This is a genomic window from Streptomyces anthophorae (genome assembly GCF_049310305.1).
Lineage (GTDB): Bacteria > Actinomycetota > Actinomycetes > Streptomycetales > Streptomycetaceae > Streptomyces.
On sequence record NZ_JBLWQQ010000001.1, the window covers coordinates 4,050,486 to 4,071,667 of the forward strand.

Genomic DNA, 21,182 nt, shown 5'->3' on the forward strand with positions numbered 1-21,182 from the left:
CACATGCGCCATGAAGATCGCGTTCCTGCTGCACAACGTGTACGCCGTCGGCGGCACGGCGCGCACCACGCTGAACCTCGCCGGCGCGCTCATCGAGCACGGCGGCCACGAGGTGGAGATCGTGTCGGCCTCCCGGCACCGGGAGGCCCCCCGCTTCCCCATCGACCCGCGGATCACCCTCGTACCGCTGGTGGACCTGCGGGCCGGGGCGGCCGACACGCTCCACCGCGCGTACGGGAAGCGGGCCCGGGTCTACCCCACCGCCGACAAGCGCCACCGCCAGTACACGCTGCTGCACGACATTCGCGTACGCGAGTACCTCCAGGAGCGCTGCGAGGCCGACGTCGTCATCGGGACGCGGCCCGGGCTCAATGTCTGCCTCGCCCAGTGGGGGCCGAAGCGGGCGCTGCGGATCGCGCAGGAACACCTGCGGCACGACGCGCACAGCGGCAGGCTGCTCAGAACCCTCGCCCGGCGCTACCGGACGCTGGACGCGCTGGTCACGGTCACGCAGGAGGACGCCGATGTGTACCGGACGCGGATGCGGCTGCCCGGCGTGCGGATCCTCTCCGTGCCGAACATCGTGCCGCCGACCGATGTGCCGCCGTCGGACGGCAGCTCGAAGATCATCGCCGCGGCCGGGCGGCTCTCCGCCGGGAAGCGCTACGACCTGCTCCTGGAGGCGTTCGCCGCGGTCTGCGCACAGCATCCCGACTGGGAACTGCGGATCTACGGGGGCGGGCGGCAGGAACCGCGGCTGCGGGCCCTCGTGGACGAGCTCGGGCTGCGCGGCAGGGCCCACCTCATGGGGACGGTGTCGCCGATCGAGCCGGAGTTCGCGCGGGCGTCGATCGTGGTGAGCGCCTCCGACGCGGAGTCCTTCGGGATGACGCTGGTGGAGGCGATGCGGTGCGGGGTGCCGGTCGTCTCCACGGACGCGCCGCTCGGTCCTGCCGAGATCATCACGGACGGGGTCGACGGGCGGCTCGTGCCGGTCGGCAACGCGAGTGCGCTCGCCGAGGCGCTCATGGACCTCATCGAGGACGAGCCGGTGCGGCGGAAGATGGGGGCGGCGGCGCGGGCGTCTGCGCATCGCTATGACCCGGAGCCGATCGTGGGGCGGTACGAGTCGCTCTTCGAGGAGCTGGGGGCGTCTCGGCGGCGCCGGGCCTGGCGGAGGCTCGGTGGTCGGTTGCGGGGGCGGACCTGATGCTGCCGAACCGGCGTTGCGGAGTCCCTTTCACCGAACCGGCGTTACGGCCTCGGGGCTCCGCCCCGGACCCCGCGCCTCAATCGCCGGCGGGGCTTGAATTGCCCGGCCGCCCCGCAGGCCTGATTTACCGAACCGGCGTTACGGCCACGGGGCTCCGCCCCGGACCCCGCGCCTCAATCGCCGGCGGGGCTTGATTTGCCCGGCCGCCCCGCAGGCTTGATTTGCTCGCCCGCCCCGCAGGCCAATCGCTCGGATGCCCCGCCCATTTCCCACCGCCCGCCCCCTCCAGGGGCGTCGGCCCCACGGGGTACCGCCACCGCTTGGGCCGAGCCGCCGCCAGGCCCCGGCCCCCTGCCCGTTGCGGTCGGACGTTGCCGTCTTGGGCAATCTGCCGCCTTGGGCGGCAGGGTGGGCAAGGCGGCTCCCGGTGCCGCGCGATGGGCACCGGGGCGTCGGGCACGGGTCAGCTGACCCGGAGGGCCTCCAGGCGTTCCGCGAAGGGGGTGACCTCGAAGCCGTCCGCCGGGTCCACGGAGGTGACCGCGCCGTGCAGGGAGCGCGGGGCGATCGCCGCCGAGGTGTCGACGTCGGGGGACCCCGACGGGACCATGAGCCGCGCGAGTTCCGCGCCTGCCCGGGTGATCCGGGACGCCAGGCCCTCCTCGCCCCAGTCCTCCGACGCCGCGTACACCGCCGTCGGAAGGACGATCGCCCGCAGGTACGTGAACAGCGGGCGCAGGGCGTGCTCGGTCACCAGGGAGTGGCGGGCCGTGCCGCCCGTCGCCCCGACCAGCACCGGCTTCCCGGTCAGCGCGTCCTTGTCGATCAGGTCGAAGAACGACTTGAACAGGCCGCTGTAGGACCCCGAGAAGACGGGCGTGACCGCGATCAGGCCGTCCGCCGCCGCCACCGCGTCGAGCGCGGCGGCGAGCCGGGCCGGCGGGAACCCGGTGACGAAGTGCTGGGCGATCTCCGTGGCGTAGTCACGCAGCTCCAGGACCTCGACCTCCGCGTCCACGTTCCCCGTGGTCGCGGCGGCCAGCCGGTCCGCGAGGAGCCGGGTGGACGACGGGGAACTCAGCCCCGCCGAGACGACGACGAGCTTCATGCGCTCTTGACCTCCTCGTTCTTGGCGGCGACACGCGCGGCGTGGGTGGGCGCGTCCGGCACGTTCGCAGGACGCTTGTTCGCGAACTCCTTGCGCAGCACCGGCACGACCTCCTCGCCCAGCAGGTCGAGCTGCTCCAGGACCGTCTTGAGCGGAAGCCCCGCGTGGTCCATGAGGAACAGCTGGCGCTGGTAGTCGCCCACGTGGTCACGGAACGACAGGGTCCGCTCGATGACCTCCTGCGGCGAGCCGACGGTCAGCGGCGTCTGCGAGGTGAACTCCTCCAGGGACGGGCCGTGGCCGTACACCGGCGCGTTGTCGAAGTACGGGCGGAACTCCCGCACCGCGTCCTGCGAGTTCTTCCGCATGAACACCTGGCCGCCGAGGCCGACGATCGCCTGCTCCGGGGTGCCGTGCCCGTAGTGGGCGTAGCGCTGCCGGTACAGGTTCACCATCTGCTTGGTGTGGCTCATGGGCCAGAAGATGTTGTTGTGGAAGAAGCCGTCGCCGTAGTACGCGGCCTGCTCGGCGATCTCCGGAGAGCGGATGGAGCCGTGCCACACGAACGGCGCGACGCCGTCCATCGGGCGCGGGGTCGACGTGAAGGACTGGAGCGGCGTGCGGAACTTGCCCTTCCACGACACCACGTCCTCGTCCCACAGACGACGCAGCAGCGCGTAGTTCTCGATGGCGAGGTCGATGCCGTCGCGGATGTCCTTGCCGAACCACGGGTACACCGGGCCGGTGTTGCCGCGGCCCATCATGACGTCGACCCGGCCGTCCGCGACGTGCTGGAGCATCGCGAAGTCCTCGGCGATCTTCACCGGGTCGTTCGTCGTGATCAGCGTCGTCGACGTGGACAGGATCAGGTTCTCGGTGCGGGCCGCGATGTGGCCGAGCATCGTCGTCGGCGAGGACGGGACGAACGGCGGGTTGTGGTGCTCACCGGTGGCGAAGACGTCGAGGCCGACCTCCTCCGCCTTCCGCGCGATGGCGAGCATCGCCTTGATGCGCTCGTGCTCGCTCGGCGCGCGTCCGGTCGTCGGGTCAACGGTGACGTCACCGACGGTGAAGATCCCGAACTGCATGCTGCTCACCTTGCTCACCTTCCGCAGGTCGTTGATTGTTCAACTATACCTTCCGAACGGTGCGCCGCCGCGAGCTATTCCCGGACCGGTCCGGCCCTCCCCTGCTCCCCCTGCTGCTCCCCCCCTTACCGCTCCCCGTACGGGTCCCGGCCCGTGGCCGCGAGCATCCGCGCGAACGGATCCGCGTCCGCGCCCACCGGCACCGCCGCCCCGAACGCCCCCATCTCCCGGCCCGTCGGCGCAAGACGCCCCACCACCCCCGTGAGCTCCGCCACCACCGCCGGATCGGCCCCGTACTCCTGGCCGGTCGCCCGCGCCAGGTCCCACGCGTGCGCGGTCAGATCCAGCAGCGCCATCCCGCCCACGGTCCGCGCCGGCATGTTCAGCGCCCCGGTCGTCCCCTCCTCCGCGCCCGGCGTCGACCAGGCCTTGACCAGCGCGTCCGCCTCGCTCGCGAACCGCTCCCGCCAGCCCGCCTCCGCCACGTAGTCCGGCGGCGAGGAGAAGTCGGAGTCCCGCTTCACCGCCAGCTTCTGAAACTCGACGACCACGTGCAGAAGATGATTGACCAGCGTCCGCACGTCGTAGTCCGCGCACGGCGTGGGGGCATCGAGATCCTTGTCCTCGACACCCGCGACGACGGGGACGGCCCGGGAGACGGCCGCGCCGAGCAGCGCGCCCAGCGGCTTCATGTCCATCTGCTTCTCGTTCGTGTCCATACCTCGACGCTACGAGCGCGGCCCACCACCCCGCTTGAAGAAACACGACGCACGACGCCACGGCCACTGTCAGTGCCCCGCTCTACGCTCTCCTCATGCCACAGGCCCGCCGCCCCGACACCCGCGGGATCGTCGACCCGACCGCGCTGCTCACGCGCGTGCGGCTGCGCCGTCACGAACCGGCCGAGCCGCTGCGCCGGCATGTCGAGCACTACTGGTTCATCGACTGGGACCTGCCGGAGCCCTACGCCTCGAACGTGCTGCCCCACCCGTCCGTGCACCTCACCTTCCAGCAGGACGACATCGACCAGCCGCCGTACGGGGAGCTGACCGGCGTCGCCGCGCCAGGGCTCTACGTTCGCAAGATCCACGGGCGGGGAAGGGTGTGCGGGGTGAAATTCCGGCCGGGGGCGTTCCGGCCGTTCGCGCCGGACGCGCCGGTCTCGCAGTGGACGGGCCGGGTCCTGCCCTACGAGGAGATCTTCCCGGCCACGGACCCGGCGGCCATCCTCTCCCCCGCCGACGACGCGGGCCGGATCGCCGCCCTCGACGCGTATCTGCTGCCGCTGACCCCCGCCGGACCCGACCCGCAGGCCGACCTCGCGATCGGCCTGGTCGACCGCATACGGGCCGACCGAGGAGTCCGCCGCGTGGCCGACTTCGCGCAGGCCGAGGGCATGACCGTGCGCTCGCTCCAGCGCCTCTTCCACGCGTACGTCGGCGTCAGCCCCAAGTGGTGCATCCTGCGCTACCGCATCCACGAGGCCATGGAGACGGCCGCGGCCCGCCGCGACATCGACTGGGCCGCCCTCGCCGCCGACCTCGGCTACGCGGACCAGGCCCACCTCGTCCGGGACTTCACGGCGACGGTGGGCGTGCCGCCGACGGCGTACGCCGGCTGGGCGCATTGACCACGAGCGTCGCTGACGCTTGGTCTTTCAGGTACCGAAATGGCTGCGCTCGCCGTTGTGGTCGAGGATGATCAGGATCTCGGCGGGGCCCCGGTCACTGCGCAGGGCGTGAGGGGTCATGGTGCTGAAGGAAGCGGCCTGACCTGCCTCGATGCGGAGGACGCGGTCGCCGAGGTACAGGACGACGGTGCCGGACAGGACCGTGAACCAGTCCCGGCCGGGGTGAACTCCGAAATCGTCCGGGCCGACGTCGCCGGCCTGCTCGGTGATGCGCAATTTGCCGACGGTCAGGCCCTGCGGCCCGTCGTCCTTGCTGAGCAGCCAGGTGGTCAGGCCGCGGCGCTCGTCCCGCTCGGGGCGGATGACGACGTCGGAGTCGTCGGGCGACTCCACGAGCTCGTCGAGGGTCTTGTTCAGGGCGGTGGCGATGGCGGTGAGTTGGTCCAGGCTGAGGCGGCGGTGGCCCGTCTCGATGCGGCTGAGCTGGGAGGGGCTGATACCCGCGCGTTCGGCGAGGTTGTCCAGTGACCAGCCGCGCGCCTTGCGCAGGGACCGGATGCGCATCCGGACGGTGGTGTCCAACGTCGATTCTTGCTCCACCGGCAAGAGCCTATGCCACTGCGGCGGGGACCGGCCTACCGTCGAGGCATGAACGCACACCATGGCACCAACGGACATACAGGGCACGAGCAGGCCGGGGAAGGGGAGAGGGCGATGGCCCGGTTGCTGGAACTGGACGCCGAAGTCCTCGCTTCCTACCTCGCCCGACTGACGGGGCTGCTCGCCCAGCGCCTCGACCCCGGCCCGGCCCGGATCCTGGATCTGGGCAGTGGTCCGGGCACCGGCAGCCTGGCCCTTGCCCAGCAGTTCCCCGCCGCGCAGGTGACGGCGGTGGACATCTCCGCGCAGCTGCTGCACCGGCTGGAGAAGCAGGCGGCCGCACGCGGGGTCGCCGACCGCGTCGGCACGGTGGAGGCGAACATCGACGAGCCCTGGACGAAGATCACCGAGAAGGGCCCCTTCGACCTGATCTGGGCCGCATCCTTCATTCACCACGTGAGCGACCCGACCCGCACCTTCGCCCGGGCCTTCGAACAGCTGCGGCCGGGCGGGCTCATCGCCGTCACCGAGATGGACTTCTTCCCCCGCGTCCTGCCCGAGGACACCGGTACGGGCCGGCCCGGACTGGAGGCCCGCCTGCACCAGGCCACCGACACCCGGCCACCGCACGAATGGACCGGCCCGCTGGCCGATGCCGGGTTCGTCGTGGAGGAGCGCCGCCCCTTCGAGATCCATCTCGACAGCACCCAGGCAGGTCCGGCCCTGAACGCCTACGCCCAGCTCTTCCTGGCCAAGCTGCGCTCCCATGCCACCGACGTCCTGGAAGCCGACGATCTGGCGGCGCTGGACACCCTGCTGGACGAGACGCAGCCGCAGAGCATCGCGCGCCGGGGCGACCTGAGCGTGCGCACCACCCGTACCACCTGGCTCGCCCGCCGCCCCTGACAGGCGCCACCGTGCCGGTCGGTACAGCTAGTTGGCGTGCTTGATCGCGTAGATCATCACGAACGCGACGATGTGAATGCCGAACAGGAAGTACCCCAGGTACCACCACATGTACCGCTCGCCGCGCTTCTCCTCGGCGCGCCGCCGGTCGTCGTACTCCCGCTGCAACGCGTCCAGCGGATCCGGTGAGTCCGGCCGCTCAGGACTGCTGGGGCTGCTCACGATGCACCTTCGTATTGGACGCCTGAGCGCGCGGCCGCACCACCAGCAGGTCGATGTTCACGTGCGGCGGCCGGGTCACGGCCCAGCCGATCGTGTCGGCGACGTCGTCCGCGCTCAGCGGCTCGGCCACGCCCTGGTACACCTTGGCGGCCTTCGCCTCGTCCCCGCCGAACCGGGTCAGCGCGAACTCGTCGGTCTTCACCATCCCCGGCGCGACCTCGATGACCCGCACGGGCGTCCCGACGATCTCGAGCCGCAGCGTCTCCGCGAGCACATGCTCCCCATGCTTGGCGGCGACGTACCCGCCGCCACCTTCATAGGTCCCATGCCCAGCAGTCGACGACAGCACCACCACGGTCCCGTCCCCACTCGCCGTGAGAGCGGGCAGCAGCGCCTGCGTGACATTGAGCGTGCCGATGACGTTCGTCTCGTACATCTGCCGCCACTGATCCGGATCCCCGGTGGCAACGGGATCGGCCCCGAGCGCGCCCCCGGCATTGTTGACGAGCACCCCGATGGTCTTGAACGCCGAGGCGAACTCATCAACGGCAGCCCGATCGGTCACATCCAACGCATACGCCACGGCATCGTGCCCGGCAGCCGTGATCTCCTTGGCGACCGCCTCGATCCGGTCCTCCCGGCGAGCGGTGAGCACCACGCGATACCCCTCGGCCGCGAGCCGCCGAGCAGTGGCGGCACCAATGCCACTGCTCGCGCCCGTGACGACGGCAATACGAGATGCGGGGGCGGGAGCCATGGCCTTGCCCTACCTTTCGGCGACGATCCACTGAACCGAAGCCCAGGGTACGCGCGGCCCGAACAGGTCAGCCCTTCACACAGACGACCTGCTTGAGCTTGGCCACGACCTCCACCAGGTCCCGCTGCTGATCGATGACCTGCTCGATCGGCTTGTACGCGCCCGGGATCTCGTCCACGACGCCGGAGTCCTTGCGGCACTCCACGCCCCGCGTCTGCTCCTCCAGGTCACGCGTCGAGAAGCGCTTCTTCGCGGCGTTCCGGCTCATCTTCCGGCCCGCGCCGTGCGACGCGGAGTTGAAGGACGCCGCGTTGCCGAGGCCCTTCACGATGTACGAACCCGTGCCCATGGAGCCGGGGATGATCCCGTACTCGCCGGAGCCCGCGCGGATCGCTCCCTTGCGGGTGACCAGCAGGTCCATGCCGTCGTAGCGCTCCTCGCTGATGTAATTGTGGTGAGCACTAATTTCCGGCTCGAACGTCGGCTTCGCCTTCTTGAACTCCTTGCGGATCACGTCCTTGAAGAGCGCCATCATGATCGAGCGGTTGTACTTGGCGTACTCCTGCGCCCAGAACAGGTCGTTGCGGTACGCCGCCATCTGCGGGGTCTCCGCGATGAAGACGGCGAGGTCGCGGTCGACGAGGTTCTGGTTGTGCGACAAGCCCTGCGCGACGCCGATGTGATGGTCCGCCAGTTCCTTGCCGATGTTGCGGGAACCGGAGTGCAGCATGAGCCAGACCGAATCGGATGTATCTACACAAAACTCCACAAAGTGGTTGCCCGAGCCGAGCGTTCCCATCTGCTTCACGGCCCGCCCCTCCCGGAACTTCACCGCATCGGCGACCCCGCCGAACCGCCCCCAGAAGTCGTCCCACCCGCCCGTGGCGAACCCGTGCAGCCGTCCCGGATCCACCGGCTCGTCATGCATCCCCCGGCCCACCGGAATCGCCTGCTCGATCTTCGAGCGGAGGCGGGAGAGGTCGCCGGGGAGGTCGTTCGCCGTCAGGGACGTCTTCACCGCGCTCATGCCGCAGCCGATGTCGACGCCGACCGCCGCCGGGCAGACCGCGCCCTGCATCGCGATCACCGAGCCGACCGTGGCGCCCTTTCCGTAGTGGACGTCGGGCATGACGGCCAGGCCCTTGATCCAGGGCAGCGTCGCCACGTTCTGGAGCTGCTGGAGCGCGCCCGGGTCCACCGTGGCCGGGTCGGCCCACATGCGGATCGGGACCTTGGCGCCCGGTACCTCTACGTATGACATGAAATCCCCCGAGGATCGGATGAGTTGGTTCGTAAGGGTTGAAACCAGTGAAGTGGATGTAGCGCAAATACCGGCGCCAGGGCGGCAAATCGGATGCCGGACCGGCGTCCACGGCGGCGCGTGCGATAGACATAGTGCCCATTGGCCGCCCCGCCGCGGCAACCGATTAACCAGGCGCAAGGCGCCGAGAGGAGCCTCAGGGTGCAGCGGAAGTCGTACGCGTTCGTACCGGGTGTCGCCGTGCTCCTTGCGGCCGTGCTCGCCGGCTGCACCAGCGGCTCCGACAGCGACGGCGGCGCCGACGACTCGAAGCCCGGTGAGCCGAGTGCCACCGCGTCGACCGCGGAGCCGGGCAAGTACCGGACGCTGCCCGAGCCGTGCGGCCAGCCCGGCCAGGACACGCTGAACGAGATGCTCCCCGGCATCAAGCGGCTCCCGGACGCGGAGCAGCGCGAGAAGGCGTACGAGGGCGTGGCCACGGTCACGTACGACACGGACCGCCGGGTCGGGTGCCGGTGGAAGGACGATTCGGCCCGGGGCGGCACCCATCGTCTGAGCCTCGACTTCGAGCGGGTGGTGTCGTACGACACGTCGGTGAGCGACGACGACCGTGCGGCGTCGGTGTTCTCGTCGCAGGCAAAGGCGGCGGATCTGCCGGATCCGGCGTCGTCGGCGGCTTCGGAGAGCGCGTCCCCCTCCTCGTCCTCCCCCACCTCCGCTTCGGACGAGCCGTCCGGCGAACCGTCCCGCAAGGCGTCCGGCAAGGCCTCCGGGAAGGCCTCGGGTGAGCCTTCCGGTTCCCCGTCCTCCTCCCCCGGCGGCTCGGTCGATGATCTTCAGCCGCGGCTGCTCGACGACCTCGGCGACGAGGCGTTCGTGAACGACGTGCTGGCGGGTCCGACGACCGGTCGGCACCGCACGGTGACTGTGGCGTTCCGCACGTCGAATGTGTTGGTGACCGTCCAGTACGAGGTGCAGTCGGCGACCGCCGAGAAGGTGCCGGACAGCAAGGAAATGCAGGACACAGCCCGGAATCTGGCCGGAAACCTGGTCGGCAAGTTCGGCGATTAGGGGCATTCGGGCACGGTCCGGTGGCATGGTGAAGGCGAGACGCGCGCGTCGGGCACGGCGTACGGTGACCCATCGAGCCCCACTCGTGAAGGTCGAATGGTCGTCACGTGGCGGGGCCGTGGCCCTGTCAGCGTCCTAGTGAAGGAACCATGCACCGTCCGACCAAGCGACTCACCCGCACCCTTGTCTGCGCGGCCGCCGTGCCTGCGGTTCTCGTCGTAGCCGGCTGCTCGTCCGGTTCCGGTTCCGACAGCGCGAAGGACGACTCGCAGGCGAAGGCCTCGGCCTCGACCTCGGGCGCCAAGACGAAGAAGGTCGCGCCCGCGACGTACAAGGAGCTGCCGCAGGCGTGCTCGGCGTTCTCGAAGAGCACGCTGGGCGACCTGGTTCCGAAGGCCGAGAGCAAGGCCGGCGCGTCCGACGACGAGTCGACGCGGGCGAGCTGCTCCTGGTCCAGCCTGGACAACAACGGCGTGAAGGGCTCGCAGTTCCGCTGGCTCAACGTGTCGATGGTCCGTTTCGACTCGGATGTGAACCGGGGCAGCGGCGACAAGCTGGCCGAGGCGTACTACGCGAAGCAGATCGAGGACGCCAAGGCGACCAAGGGCGCGAAGGACGTCAAGACGACGCCGGTGTCCAAGACGGGCGACGCGGCGACGCAGATCAGCTACGACCGGAAGTACAAGGACAAGAAGGACACGGTCACGTCCAAGCAGCAGACGATCGTCTCGCGCGTGGACAACGTCGTGGTGACGGTGGACTACAACGGTTCGGGCCTGGCGGGCGAGGAAGCCCCGGCCGCGGGCGAGCTGTCGAAGGACGCGCAGAAGGCGTCGAAGGAAGCGGTGGCCAAGGTCATCGAGTCCGCCAAGGGCGGCGACGCGGGCGGTTCGGCGAAGCCGTCGGCCTCCTCCTCGGAGTCCAAGGAGCCCAAGGAGTCGAAGAAGGGCGCATGATCGCACCCCGCTGACCTCCTGCTGGAAGCCCGGTTCCCCCTTGGGGAGCCGGGCTTCCGCGCGTACCGGCCCACACCCCTGCTCGTGCATGTGCCACTCTGTTGGCCGCAACAGCCGGAACTTGGAGGGGAAGTGGAGTGGCCGCGCCACTGAAGCTGACACGGACGCACCGGATACTCGTGGGGGTGGTGATCGCCGGAGCGGTGGTCATCGCCGCCATCGGTTTCGCCGGTTCGTACGCCGCTGTGCGGGAGTTGGCCCTGCAAAAGGGCTTCGGCAACTTCTCGTACGTCTTCCCGATCGGTATCGACGCCGGTATCTGTGTGCTCCTCGCGCTGGATCTGCTGCTGACGTGGATCCGGATCCCGTTCCCCTTGCTGCGGCAGACGGCGTGGCTGCTGACGGCGGCGACGATCGCCTTCAACGGTGCGGCGGCGTGGCCGGATCCGCTGGGCACCGGCATGCACGCGGTGATCCCGGTGCTGTTCGTGGTGGCCGTGGAGGCGGCGCGGCACGCGATCGGGCGGATCGCGGACATCACCGCGGACAAGCACATGGAGGGCGTGCGCATCACGCGCTGGCTGCTCTCCCCCCTGCCCACGTTCTTGTTGTGGCGGCGGATGAAGCTGTGGGAGCTGCGTTCGTACGACGAGGTCATCAAGCTGGAGCAGGAGCGGCTCGTCTATCAGGCGCGGCTGCGTTCGCGGTTCGGGCGGGCGTGGCGGCGGAAGGCTCCGGTGGAGTCGCTGATGCCGCTGCGCCTCGCGCGGTACGGGGTGCCGTTGGCGCAGACGGCGCCGGAGGGTCTTGCGGCGGCGGGCATCGAGGCGCCGTTGCTGCCGCCCGCTCCGGCTGTCGCGCCCGTTCCGCGCGAGGCGCCGGCGCAGCTCACGTCGGCGCAGCCGCGGCCCGAGCCGCCCTCCGGGGACGGGAACGTGGGCTACGTCCCGCCGGCGTTCAATGGGGAGCCGCGGAAGGAGTACCGGGGCGGCTACGACCCGAACTTCGAGGTGCCGTCGTACGTGCCCGAGCCGGAGCACCAGGGCCGGTACGAGGAGCGGCAGCCGCAGGCCCAGGTGCCGGTGCCGGCTCCCCGCGCTCCGGAGCCGGAGCCGGAGTACTCGCAGCCGGAGTACTCGGAGCCCGTGTACCAGGAGCCCGAGTTCCAGGAGCCCGAGTTCCCGGTGCCCAACGGGGCGGGCGGGACGCGGCCGTTGGGTGACGGCGCGCCGGAGCTCGTCGAGGAGCCCACGGACGACGAGCTGTACCAGGTGTTCCGTGGCTCGATAGAGGGTGAGGGGCTGCCGACACCGAAGGCGTTCGCGGCGAACGTGGAGGCGCAGTACGGGCAGCGAATGACGGCGGAGGACCTGAGCCGGTACATGAACCAGTTCGCGGTCCGCTTCGAGCAGGACATGATGAGCGACTACGCGTAGGCATGCGAGAGGGGCGGCACCGCACGGTGCCGCCCCTCTTCGTGTCCGGTTACGCCCCGAGCAGCTTGCGCACGCGGTCCGCGCCGACGGCGAGGAGCAGCGTGGGCAGTCGCGGCCCGGTGTCACGGCCGACGAGCAGGTGGTAGAGCAGCGCGAAGAACGAGCGCTGGGCGGTCTTGATCTCCGCCGGGAGCTCCTTCGCCGTGGCGTCGGCCGGGAAGCCGGCCTGCACCTTGGGAACGCCGTACACGTGGTGGGTCAGTCCGTCGAGCGACCAGTGCTCGTCCAGGCCCTCCAGGAGGAGGCGGATGGATTCGCGGCCCTGCTCGTCGAGCGCGGCGAGCGCCTCGACGTCGGGCTCGGTGCGCACGATGGTGCGGGACTCGGCGGGTACGTACTTGGTGATCCAGGCCTCGGCCTTGTCGAGCCGGGGGCGGACGGTGTCCAGGTCCGTGACCGGGTTCGCCGGGTCGAGCTCGGAGAGGATGCGCTGGGTCTGCTCCTCGTCCCCCGCCGTCACGTCGGCGACGGACGCCAGCGTGCGGTACGGCAGCGGGCGCGGCGTGCGGGGCAGCTCGCGGCCCGCGACGCCGACGGCGCGGCTGTGCGCGGCGGCGTCGGCGGGCAGCACCGTGCCGTCGGCGACCTTCGCGTTCAGCTTGTCCCACTCGTCGTAGAGCCGCTGGATCTCCTGGTCGAAGGCGATCTTGAAGGACTGGTTGGGCTTGCGGCGGGCGTAGAGCCAGCGCAGCAGCTGCGGCTCCATGATCTGGAGCGCGTCGCCGGGGGTCGGGACCCCGCCCTTGGACGACGACATCTTGGCCATGCCGCTGATGCCGACGAACGCGTACATCGGGCCGATCGGCTGCTTGCCGCCGAAGATCTTCCCGACGATCTGGCCGCCGACCTGGAACGACGAACCCGGCGACGAGTGGTCGACACCCGACGGCTCGAAGATCACGCCCTCGTACGCCCAGCGCATCGGCCAGTCGACCTTCCAGACCAGCTTGCCGCGGTTGAACTCCGACAGCAGGACGGTCTCGGTGAAGCCGTCGAGCGTGCAGGTGTAGGACAGCTCGGTGGTGTCGTCGTCGTAGGACGTGACCGTCGTGAGGTCCTTGCCGCACTCGCCGCAGAACGGCTTGTACGGGAAGTAGCCGGCCGAGCCGCTGGAACCGTCGTCCTCGGACGCGGCGCCGGAGCCCTCGGCGGCCTCCAGCTCGGCCTCGTCGACCGGCTTCTGGTTCTGCTGCTTCTTGGCCGGGGCCTTCTTGGTGCGGTACTGGTCGAGGATCGCGTCGATGTCGCCGCGGTGCTTCATGGCGTGCAGGATCTGCTCGCGGTACGTACCGGCCTGGTACTGCTCGGTCTGGCTGATGCCGTCGAACTCGACGCCGAGGTCGGCGAGGGCCTCGACCATGGCGGCCTTGAAGTGCTCCGCCCAGTTCGGGTACGCCGATCCTGCCGGGGCCGGGACGCTGGTCAGCGGCTTGCCGATGTGGTCGGCCCAGGACTCGTCGGTGCCGGGGACGCCGGCCGGGACCTTGCGGTAGCGGTCGAAGTCGTCCCAGGAGATGAGGTGGCGCACGGTGTACCCGCGGCGGCGGATCTCGTCGGCGACCAGGTGCGGGGTCATGACCTCGCGGAGGTTGCCGAGGTGGATCGGGCCCGACGGGGAGAGTCCGGAGGCGACGACGACCGGTTTGCCCGGGGCACGACGCTCGGACTCGGCGATGACATCGTCCGCGTATCGGGAGACCCAGTCCTGGGTCTCCGCGCCTGTGCTCTGGGCCACGATCGGTTGTCCCTCTCTTCGAATCCGGGGTGGGGCTGCACCTCTGCCCACCCCATTCTCCCAGCTTCCCGGTGCGGAACGAAAACGCGTTACGGCTTCGCGGCACGGCTCTGGGATACTGGCCGTGCATTCCAGCCCACCCCGACCAGAACGGCAGCCCCTACATGGCCCCGGTCAAGTCCATCACCGCCAACGTCAACGCACGCCTCGCCGACGCCCTGACTTCCGCCCTGCCGGAGGCCGGCGGCGCGGACCCGCTGCTGCGACGGAGCGACCGGGCCGACTTCCAGGCCAACGGGATCCTGGCCCTCGCCAAGAAGGCGAAGGCGAACCCGCGGGAGCTGGCGACGCAGGTCGTCGAGAAGATCACGAACGGCGGGCTGATCGCCGACGTCGAGGTCTCCGGCCCCGGCTTCCTGAACGTGACGGTCACCGACAAGGCGATCACCGAGACGCTCGCGGCGCGCGCCGCCGACACGGACCGGCTCGGCGTGCCCACGAAGGACGAGCCGGGCGTCACGGTCATCGACTACGCGCAGCCGAACGTGGCGAAGGAGATGCACGTCGGTCACCTGCGGTCCGCGGTGATCGGTGACGCGCTGCGCGGCATGCTCGACTTCACGGGCGAGAAGACGATCGGCCGGCACCACATCGGTGACTGGGGCACGCAGTTCGGCATGCTCATCCAGTACGTGATCGAGCACCCGGACGAGCTGCCGGCAGCCGGTACGGACGCCGACGGCGAGCAGGCCATGTCGACGCTGAACCGGATCTACAAGGCCTCGCGCGCGGTCTTCGACGCGGACGAGGACTTCAAGGAGCGGGCCCGCAAGCGGGTCGTCGCGCTCCAGTCCGGCGACAAGGAGACCCTCGACCTGTGGCAGCGGTTCGTCGACGAGTCGAAGGTCTACTTCTACTCGGTCTTCGAGAAGCTCGACATGGAGATCCGGGACGACGAGATCGTCGGTGAGTCCGCGTACAACGACGGGATGCCGGAGACGGCCCGCCTCCTGGAGGAGTCGGGTGTCGCGGTGCGCTCGGAGGGTGCGCTCGTCGTCTTCTTCGACGACATCAAGGGCAAGGACGACCAGCCGGTCCCGCTGATCGTGCAGAAGGCGGACGGCGGCTTCGGCTACGCGGCGTCCGACCTCACGGCGATCCGCAACCGTGTGACGGACCTGGACGCGACGTCGCTCCTCTACGTCGTGGACGTGCGGCAGTCGCTGCACTTCAAGATGGTCTTCGAGACGGCGCGGCGCGCGGGCTGGCTGTCCGACGAGGTGAGTGCGCACAACATGGCGTACGGCACGGTGCTCGGCGCGGACGGCAAGCCGTTCAAGACGCGTGCCGGTGAGACGGTGCGCCTCGAGGACCTGCTCGACGAGGCGGTGCAGCGGGCCGCCGAGGTCGTGCGGGAGAAGGCGCGGGACCTCACCGAGGAGGAGATCCAGGAGCGGGCCGCGCAGGTCGGCATCGGCGCGGTGAAGTACGCGGACCTGTCGACGTCGCCGAGCCGCGACTACAAGTTCGACCTGGACCAGATGGTGTCGCTGAACGGCGACACGTCCGTGTACCTCCAGTACGCGTACGCCCGTATCCAGTCGATCCTGCGCAAGGCGGGAGAGGCGAAGCCGGCCGCGCACGCGGAGCTGGAGCTGGCTCCGGCGGAGCGGGCGCTCGGCCTGCACCTGGACGCGTTCGGTGACACGGTCTTCGAGGCCGCCGCCGAGTACGCGCCGCACAAGCTGGCCGCGTACCTGTACCAGCTGGCGTCGCTGTACACGTCGTTCTACGACAAGTGCCCGGTCCTGAAGGCGGATTCGGCGGAGCAGGTGGAGAACCGGCTGTTCCTGTGCGACCTGACGGCGCGGACGCTGCACCGGGGCATGGCGCTGCTCGGCATCCGCACGCCCGAGAAGCTCTGAGCCCTCCCCCGTACGTTTCGTCGTCGGGCGCCGGGAACCCTCGCGCGCGGGGACCCGTTCTCTGGACGACCACCGGAGCTCGACGACGGAACGACGAAACGGGGAACCCATGGCACTGTTCGGCAACGCTCACACGATCGACCCGGCCAAGGCGGCGCAGGACTACGGGCGGCTGCTCGGTCAGGGCGAGCAGATATACGGCGCCTATCAGTTGATACGTGACGCGATTCTGCTCACGGACCGGCGCCTGATCCTCATCGACAAGCAGGGGATGACGGGCAAGAAGGTCGAGTACCACTCGGTGCCGTACCGCAGCATCTCCCACTTCGCCGTGGAGACGGCCGGGCACTTCGATCTGGACGCCGAGCTCAAGATCTGGATCTCGGGGAACTCGGTGCCGATCGAGAAGACCTTCACCAAGGGCGTCGACATCTACGAGGTGCAGGCGATCCTGACGCAGTTCGTCGCGCGCTGACCGCGGGGGCCGTCAGGAACGCGTGGCCCGGAGTTCCCCCTTGACCACCTTTCCACTGGCGTTGCGCGGGAGTTCCGTCACGAACTCGACGGTCCTGGGGACCTTGTAGTTCGCCATTTCGCGCCGCGACCAGGCGATGAGGTCGTCCTCGGTGAGGACGCCGCCGGGCCTGCGGACGACGTACGCCCTGCCGACCTCGCCGAGGCGGCCGTCGGGGACGCCGACGACGGCGACGTCGGCGACCGCCGGGTGCAGGCCGAGGAGCTGCTCTATCTCGGCCGGGTAGGCGTTGAAGCCGCCGACGATGAACATGTCCTTGATGCGGTCGGTGATCCGGAGGTTGCCGGCCGCGTCCATGATCCCGACGTCGCCGGTCCGCAGCCAGCCGTCCTCGGTGATCGTCTCGGCGGTGGCGGCGGGGTCCTCGAAGTACTCGCGCATGACGTTGAAGCCGCGGACGAGGACCTCGCCCGGCTCGCCGGGGGCGGCCGAGTCGACCCGGACCTCCGTCCCCGGTATCGCCCGCCCCGAGGTCTCGGCGATCACCTCGGCCGGGTCGCCGCGGCGGCACATGGTGGCGATGCCGCTGGCCTCGGAGAGCCCGTAGGCGGTGAGGACGGTGGCCACGCCGAGTTCGCCGCGCAGCCGTTCCACGAGGCGCAGCGGGACGACCGCGGCGCCCGTCACGACGAGCCGCAGCGCCGACAGGTCGTGGGAGTCGCGCGCGGGGTGGTCGAGCAGCGACTGGTGGAGCGTGGGCGGTCCGGGCAGGACCGAGATGCGCTCGGAGGCGATGTTGGCGAGGGCCGTGTCCACGTTGAAGACGGGCTGCGGCACCATCGTCGCGCCCCGCATCAGGCAGGCGAGGACCCCGGCCTTGTAGCCGAACGTGTGGAAGAACGGGTTCACGATCAGATAGCGGTCGCCCTCGCGCAGGCCCGCGAGTTCGGCCCAGATCTCGTAGCCGCGCAGGGTCTGGGCGTGGGTGATGACGGCGCCCTTGGGGCGGCCCGTCGTGCCCGAGGTGAAGATGATGTCCGAGGGTTCGGCGGGGTCGATCGCGGCGGAGCGGGCGCGGACCTCGGCGGCCGTGACCTTGTCGCCCGCGGCCAGGAACTCCTTCCAGCTGCGGTAGCCGGGGGCCTCGGGCGCGCCGTCGCCGAACACCACCACCTGTTCCAGGGCGGGCAGTTCGGCGCCCGCCTCCTGCGCGCGGCGCAGCGACGCCACGTAGGACGTGCCGAGGAAGGTGCCCGTGACGAACAGCAGGCGGGCCCGGGAGCGGGCCAGGATGTCGGCGGCCTCGCCGCCCTTGAAGCGGGTGTTGAGCGGTACGAGGACGGCTCCCGCGCTCACGGCGCCGAGCGCCGAGACGATCCAGTCCAGGGTGTTCGGCGCCCAGACCGCGACGCGGTCCCCCGTCTCCACGCCCGCCGCCATGCACGCGGCGGCGGCCCGCTCGACGCGTTCGCCGAGCTCCGCGTAAGAGATCCGGGCGCGGCCCTCGACGACGGCCTCGCGCTCGCCGTACCGTTCGGCGGCATCCCGTACCAGCTCCGGGACCGTTCCCCACTCGCCATCCGTACGCATCGAACGACCTCCCACAACGCCGTAGCTGACTATCCGTCAGATTAGCTGTAGCCTGACGCGCTGTCAGCAGATGGAACCGGCGGCAGACGGAACCAGGTGGGGTGTGCCCATGGCGGGACTCAAGGACGCGACGGCCATCGTCGGCATCGGGCAGACGGCCTTCGCGAAGCAACTCCCGGAATCCGAGAAGACATTGGCGTGCCGGGCGATCATCGACGCGCTCGACGACGCGGGGATATCCCCGTCCGAGGTCGACGCCTTCGCCTCCTACACGATGGAGGAGACCGACGAGGTCGAGGTGGCCAAGGCCATCGGGGCCGGCGACGTCACCTTCTTCTCCAAGGTCGGCTACGGGGGCGGCGGTTCGTGCGCGACCGTCGCGCATCTCGTCGCCGCGATCGCCACGGGGCAGGCGAGCGTGGGCATCGCCTGGCGCTCCCGCAAGCGCGGCTCGGGCCCGCGACCGTGGAAGAACACGACCGTCCAACTCCCCACCCCCGCCCAGTGGACGCGGCCGTACGGGCTGCTGCGCCCGGCCGACGAGATCGGCATGCTGGCCCGCCGCTACATGCACGAGTACGGCGCCACCCGGGACCACCTCTTCAACGTCGCGCTCGCCTGCCGCAACAGGGCCAACCAGAACCCCGCCGCGATGATGTACGAGCGCCCCATGACCCGCGACAGCTACATGACCTCGCGGTGGATCAGCGAACCGCTCTGCCTCTTCGACAACTGCCTGGAGACCGACGGAGCCCTTGCCTGCGTCATCGTCTCCGCCGAGCGCGCCCGCGACTGCCGGCAGAAGCCGGTCTACGTCCACTCGGCGGCGCAGGGGCTGCCCGCGCAGCACCACGGCATGGTCAACTACTGGAACGACGACCCGCTGACCGGGCCCGCGTGGACGGCCGCCCGCCATCTGTGGAAGAACGCGGACGTCACCCCCGAGGACGTCGACGTCGCCCAGATCTACGACGCGTTCACCCCGCTCATCCCGCTCTCCCTCGAGGGCTACGGGTTCTGCGGGCGCGGCGAGGGCGCGGCGTTCACGGAGGGCGGCGCCCTTGAGATCGGCGGGCGCCTTCCCATCAACACGGGCGGCGGCGGCCTCTCGGAGGCGTACGTCCATGGCTTCAACCTGATCAACGAGGGCGTGAAGCAGTTGCGGGGGGTCAGTACGGCGCAGGTGCCGGAGGCGGAGACCTGCCTGGTGACGGCGGGTGAGGGGGTGCCGACGTCGGCGCTTCTGCTGCGCGCTTGACCCGTTCTCTTGCGCCGCAGCGGCGTTGCGGTCTCGGGGCTCTGCCCCGGACCCCGCTGGCTCTCGTACGAAAAGCGGGGCTTGATTTGCCTACCCGAAGGGACGGCCACATGACAGACGCGACCACCACTTCCCAGCTCCTCACCCCCACCCCCGACGACGACGGCGCCCCCTTCTGGGAGTACGCGGCCCGCGGCGAACTCCGCGTACAGGCCTGCGCCAACCCGGACTGCGGAGAGCTCCGGTTCCCGCCCCGGCCCTGCTGCCCGCACTGCCAGTCCTTCGACAGCGAGTGGCGCCGGATGAGCGGGCGCGGACGGGTCTGGTCGTACGTGATCCCGCACCCGCCGCTGCTCCCGGCCTACGCCGCCCAGGCCCCGTACAACGCGATCGTCGTGGAGCTGGCCGAGGCGCCCCGGATCCGGCTCGTCGGCAATCTGGTCTCCGCCGCCGACGCCCCGCTCAACTCCGTCGACCCGGACCGCATCAAGATCGGCGCGCGGGTGCAGGTGGTGTTCACGGAGGTCGACGGGGTGACGGTGCCGCGCTGGGTGCTGGAGCGTTCATGACCGTACGCACGGAGATCGACAAGGGCACGGGCGTCGCCACCGTCACCCTCGACCGCCCGCACCGCCACAACGCCCTCGACCAGGAGACGGTCGCCCAACTGGCCGCGACCTGGAGGGAGTTCCGCTTCGACGACACCGTGCGGGCGATCGTCCTCACCGGCGCGGGCGAGCGGGCGTTCTGCACGGGCATCGACCGCGGGTGGGACGTGCCGCAGCCGGACTCCCCGTACTCGGCGGACGATCCGCTGCCCATGGTCGGCCCGAAGGCCAACGACCTGTGGAAACCGGTGATCGCCGCGGTCAACGGCATGGCCTGCGGCGGGGCGTTCTACCTGATCGGCGAATCGGAGTTCGTGGTCGCGGACGAGACGGCGACGTTCTTCGACCCGCACACCACGTACGGCATGGTCAACGCCTTCGAGTCGATCCACCTGGCCCAGCGGATGCCGCCCGGCGAGGTGGCCCGGCTCGCACTGATGGGCTCGGCGGAGCGGATGTCGGCGCGGCGCGCGTACGAGGTGGGCCTGGTGTCGGAAGTGACGGCCGCCGGTGGGGCGTTGGCGGCGGCGCTGCGGTGCGCCGCCACCATCGCCTCGTATCCGACGGAGGCGGTCCAGGGCACGGTCAAGGCGGTCTGGGCGGCCGCGGAGGCCACCCGGGCCCACGCCTTCACGCGGGCCCCGGACCTGATCACACTGGGCAACCTGCCGCCGGAGCGGCAGGCGGAACTCTTCAACTCCCGTACGCAGAACCGGGAGTTCAGGGTGCGCTGAGCACGGCCGGTCAGCGCTGCACGAGCGCTCCGGAGGCGATGTCGCAGTGGTCGACCTTCGCGGCGAGGTCCTTGCTGCCGACCGGCACCTTGGCGGTCGTCCGGCCGTTGGCCGGCACCTCCACCTTGTGGAAGAGGGAGCTCACGGTGGTGCCGCGCGCGTCGAGGAAGGAGGCGTGGACGTCGAACCGCGCACGCCTGCTGTTGGGGTTGGTGACCTCCACGGTGGCGTACGCCTGCCGTGCGTCCGCGCACTTGATGAGCCGCACGGTGCCGTCCCGCAGGCTCGACGAGGAGGCGGACGACGTCGTCGTGGGAGTGCGGTGCCTGGTGTGCCGGGTGTAGCCGCTGCCTCCCTTGGAGAGGCCGGACGACGAGTCGTGCTTCTGCGAGGAGCTGCTGCACCCGCCCCCGCTGCTCCCGCGGCTCTTGGAATGTCCGTGGCTCCGGCCGGTGGTGAACCCCGTGAGGGCCACCACCACCATCGTCGCCACCGCTGTCAGTTTCAGTCCCCGTTTCATCACGCGGGGCACTCTATCGGCGGCGGGTG

Annotated in this window: 21 protein-coding genes; 11 read left to right on the forward strand and 10 right to left on the reverse strand. The window is 70.3% G+C overall.

Annotation, left to right across the window (positions count from 1 at the left end; translation table 11 throughout):
* Positions 1–10 precede the first annotated feature (10 nt).
* Positions 11–1,210 (forward strand): glycosyltransferase family 4 protein, encoded by a 1,200-nt coding sequence (locus tag ACNYS0_RS18155; RefSeq protein WP_422474920.1) that lies wholly within the window; start codon positions 11–13, stop codon positions 1,208–1,210.
* Positions 1,211–1,676: 466 nt separating this feature from the next.
* Here the strand turns inward: ACNYS0_RS18155 and ACNYS0_RS18160 are convergent, their stop codons facing one another.
* The 3 genes from ACNYS0_RS18160 to ACNYS0_RS18170 form a co-directional block, all read right to left on the reverse strand.
* Positions 1,677–2,321, reverse strand: coding sequence for a CE1759 family FMN reductase (locus tag ACNYS0_RS18160; RefSeq protein WP_422474922.1), 645 nt, complete (start codon positions 2,319–2,321; stop codon positions 1,677–1,679).
* A complete protein-coding gene (locus ACNYS0_RS18165; protein ID WP_385756035.1) occupies positions 2,318–3,409 on the reverse strand; it encodes an LLM class flavin-dependent oxidoreductase in 1,092 nt (363 codons plus the stop codon). The genes ACNYS0_RS18160 and ACNYS0_RS18165 overlap by 4 nt, the downstream gene beginning before the upstream one ends.
* A gap of 125 nt (positions 3,410–3,534) precedes the next feature.
* Positions 3,535–4,128 (reverse strand): TIGR03086 family metal-binding protein, encoded by a 594-nt coding sequence (locus ACNYS0_RS18170; RefSeq protein WP_422474923.1) that lies wholly within the window; start codon positions 4,126–4,128, stop codon positions 3,535–3,537.
* A gap of 95 nt (positions 4,129–4,223) precedes the next feature.
* Here ACNYS0_RS18170 and ACNYS0_RS18175 point away from each other — a divergent pair, with 95 nt between their 5' ends.
* A complete protein-coding gene (locus ACNYS0_RS18175) occupies positions 4,224–5,039 on the forward strand; it encodes a DUF6597 domain-containing transcriptional factor (protein WP_422474925.1) in 816 nt (271 codons plus the stop codon).
* A gap of 27 nt (positions 5,040–5,066) precedes the next feature.
* Here ACNYS0_RS18175 and ACNYS0_RS18180 read toward each other — a convergent pair whose 3' ends face one another.
* Complete coding sequence (locus ACNYS0_RS18180; RefSeq protein ID WP_422482698.1) at positions 5,067–5,603, reverse strand: helix-turn-helix domain-containing protein; 537 nt, start codon at positions 5,601–5,603, stop codon at positions 5,067–5,069.
* 84 nt (positions 5,604–5,687) lie between these two features.
* Between ACNYS0_RS18180 and ACNYS0_RS18185 the strand changes: the two genes are divergently transcribed.
* Positions 5,688–6,545, forward strand: a complete 858-nt coding sequence (locus tag ACNYS0_RS18185; protein WP_422474927.1) for a class I SAM-dependent methyltransferase — start codon at positions 5,688–5,690, stop codon at positions 6,543–6,545.
* 27 nt (positions 6,546–6,572) lie between these two features.
* On the opposite strand, the gene ACNYS0_RS18190 is transcribed toward ACNYS0_RS18185, so the two are convergent.
* The 3 genes from ACNYS0_RS18190 to ACNYS0_RS18200 all read right to left on the reverse strand — a co-directional run bounded on the left by ACNYS0_RS18190 (position 6,573) and on the right by ACNYS0_RS18200 (position 8,785).
* The gene (locus ACNYS0_RS18190) at positions 6,573–6,770 is read right to left on the reverse strand and encodes a hypothetical protein (protein ID WP_422482700.1); all 198 of its coding nucleotides are present in this window, start codon (positions 6,768–6,770) and stop codon (positions 6,573–6,575) included.
* Complete coding sequence (locus ACNYS0_RS18195) at positions 6,745–7,524, reverse strand: SDR family NAD(P)-dependent oxidoreductase (RefSeq protein ID WP_422474929.1); 780 nt, start codon at positions 7,522–7,524, stop codon at positions 6,745–6,747. The genes ACNYS0_RS18190 and ACNYS0_RS18195 overlap by 26 nt, the downstream gene beginning before the upstream one ends.
* A gap of 67 nt (positions 7,525–7,591) precedes the next feature.
* A complete protein-coding gene (locus ACNYS0_RS18200; protein ID WP_422474931.1) occupies positions 7,592–8,785 on the reverse strand; it encodes an RtcB family protein in 1,194 nt (397 codons plus the stop codon).
* Positions 8,786–8,986: 201 nt separating this feature from the next.
* Here ACNYS0_RS18200 and ACNYS0_RS18205 point away from each other — a divergent pair, with 201 nt between their 5' ends.
* The 3 genes from ACNYS0_RS18205 (at position 8,987) to ACNYS0_RS18215 (ending at position 12,248) form a co-directional block, all read left to right on the forward strand.
* The gene (locus tag ACNYS0_RS18205; protein ID WP_422474933.1) at positions 8,987–9,856 is read left to right on the forward strand and encodes a DUF3558 domain-containing protein; all 870 of its coding nucleotides are present in this window, start codon (positions 8,987–8,989) and stop codon (positions 9,854–9,856) included.
* A 149-nt stretch (positions 9,857–10,005) separates the two neighbouring features.
* On the forward strand, positions 10,006–10,812 hold the full coding sequence (locus ACNYS0_RS18210) for a DUF3558 family protein (protein WP_422474935.1): 807 nt from the start codon (positions 10,006–10,008) through the stop codon (positions 10,810–10,812).
* 137 nt (positions 10,813–10,949) lie between these two features.
* Positions 10,950–12,248, forward strand: coding sequence for a DUF2637 domain-containing protein (locus ACNYS0_RS18215; RefSeq protein ID WP_422474937.1), 1,299 nt, complete (start codon positions 10,950–10,952; stop codon positions 12,246–12,248).
* 49 nt (positions 12,249–12,297) lie between these two features.
* Here ACNYS0_RS18215 and lysS read toward each other — a convergent pair whose 3' ends face one another.
* Complete coding sequence (lysS, locus tag ACNYS0_RS18220; RefSeq protein WP_422482702.1) at positions 12,298–14,067, reverse strand: lysine--tRNA ligase; 1,770 nt, start codon at positions 14,065–14,067, stop codon at positions 12,298–12,300.
* A gap of 140 nt (positions 14,068–14,207) precedes the next feature.
* On the opposite strand from lysS, the gene argS reads away from it, so the two are divergent.
* Positions 14,208–15,968: an arginine--tRNA ligase gene (gene argS, locus ACNYS0_RS18225; protein WP_422474939.1), complete on the forward strand. Its 1,761-nt coding sequence runs from the start codon at positions 14,208–14,210 to the stop codon at positions 15,966–15,968.
* Positions 15,969–16,077: 109 nt separating this feature from the next.
* Positions 16,078–16,443 (forward strand): PH domain-containing protein, encoded by a 366-nt coding sequence (locus ACNYS0_RS18230; RefSeq protein ID WP_422474941.1) that lies wholly within the window; start codon positions 16,078–16,080, stop codon positions 16,441–16,443.
* A 12-nt stretch (positions 16,444–16,455) separates the two neighbouring features.
* On the opposite strand, the gene ACNYS0_RS18235 is transcribed toward ACNYS0_RS18230, so the two are convergent.
* On the reverse strand, positions 16,456–18,033 hold the full coding sequence (locus ACNYS0_RS18235; protein ID WP_422474943.1) for a FadD3 family acyl-CoA ligase: 1,578 nt from the start codon (positions 18,031–18,033) through the stop codon (positions 16,456–16,458).
* A 109-nt stretch (positions 18,034–18,142) separates the two neighbouring features.
* Here ACNYS0_RS18235 and ACNYS0_RS18240 point away from each other — a divergent pair, with 109 nt between their 5' ends.
* The 3 genes from ACNYS0_RS18240 to ACNYS0_RS18250 all read left to right on the forward strand — a co-directional run bounded on the left by ACNYS0_RS18240 (position 18,143) and on the right by ACNYS0_RS18250 (position 20,633).
* Positions 18,143–19,291: a lipid-transfer protein gene (locus tag ACNYS0_RS18240; protein ID WP_422474945.1), complete on the forward strand. Its 1,149-nt coding sequence runs from the start codon at positions 18,143–18,145 to the stop codon at positions 19,289–19,291.
* Positions 19,292–19,401: 110 nt separating this feature from the next.
* On the forward strand, positions 19,402–19,860 hold the full coding sequence (locus tag ACNYS0_RS18245) for a Zn-ribbon domain-containing OB-fold protein (protein WP_422474946.1): 459 nt from the start codon (positions 19,402–19,404) through the stop codon (positions 19,858–19,860).
* The gene (locus tag ACNYS0_RS18250) at positions 19,857–20,633 is read left to right on the forward strand and encodes an enoyl-CoA hydratase/isomerase family protein (RefSeq protein WP_422474948.1); all 777 of its coding nucleotides are present in this window, start codon (positions 19,857–19,859) and stop codon (positions 20,631–20,633) included. The genes ACNYS0_RS18245 and ACNYS0_RS18250 overlap by 4 nt, the downstream gene beginning before the upstream one ends.
* Before the next feature lie 10 nt (positions 20,634–20,643).
* Here the strand turns inward: ACNYS0_RS18250 and ACNYS0_RS18255 are convergent, their stop codons facing one another.
* Positions 20,644–21,153 (reverse strand): hypothetical protein, encoded by a 510-nt coding sequence (locus tag ACNYS0_RS18255; protein WP_422482704.1) that lies wholly within the window; start codon positions 21,151–21,153, stop codon positions 20,644–20,646.
* Positions 21,154–21,182: the final 29 nt, after the last annotated feature.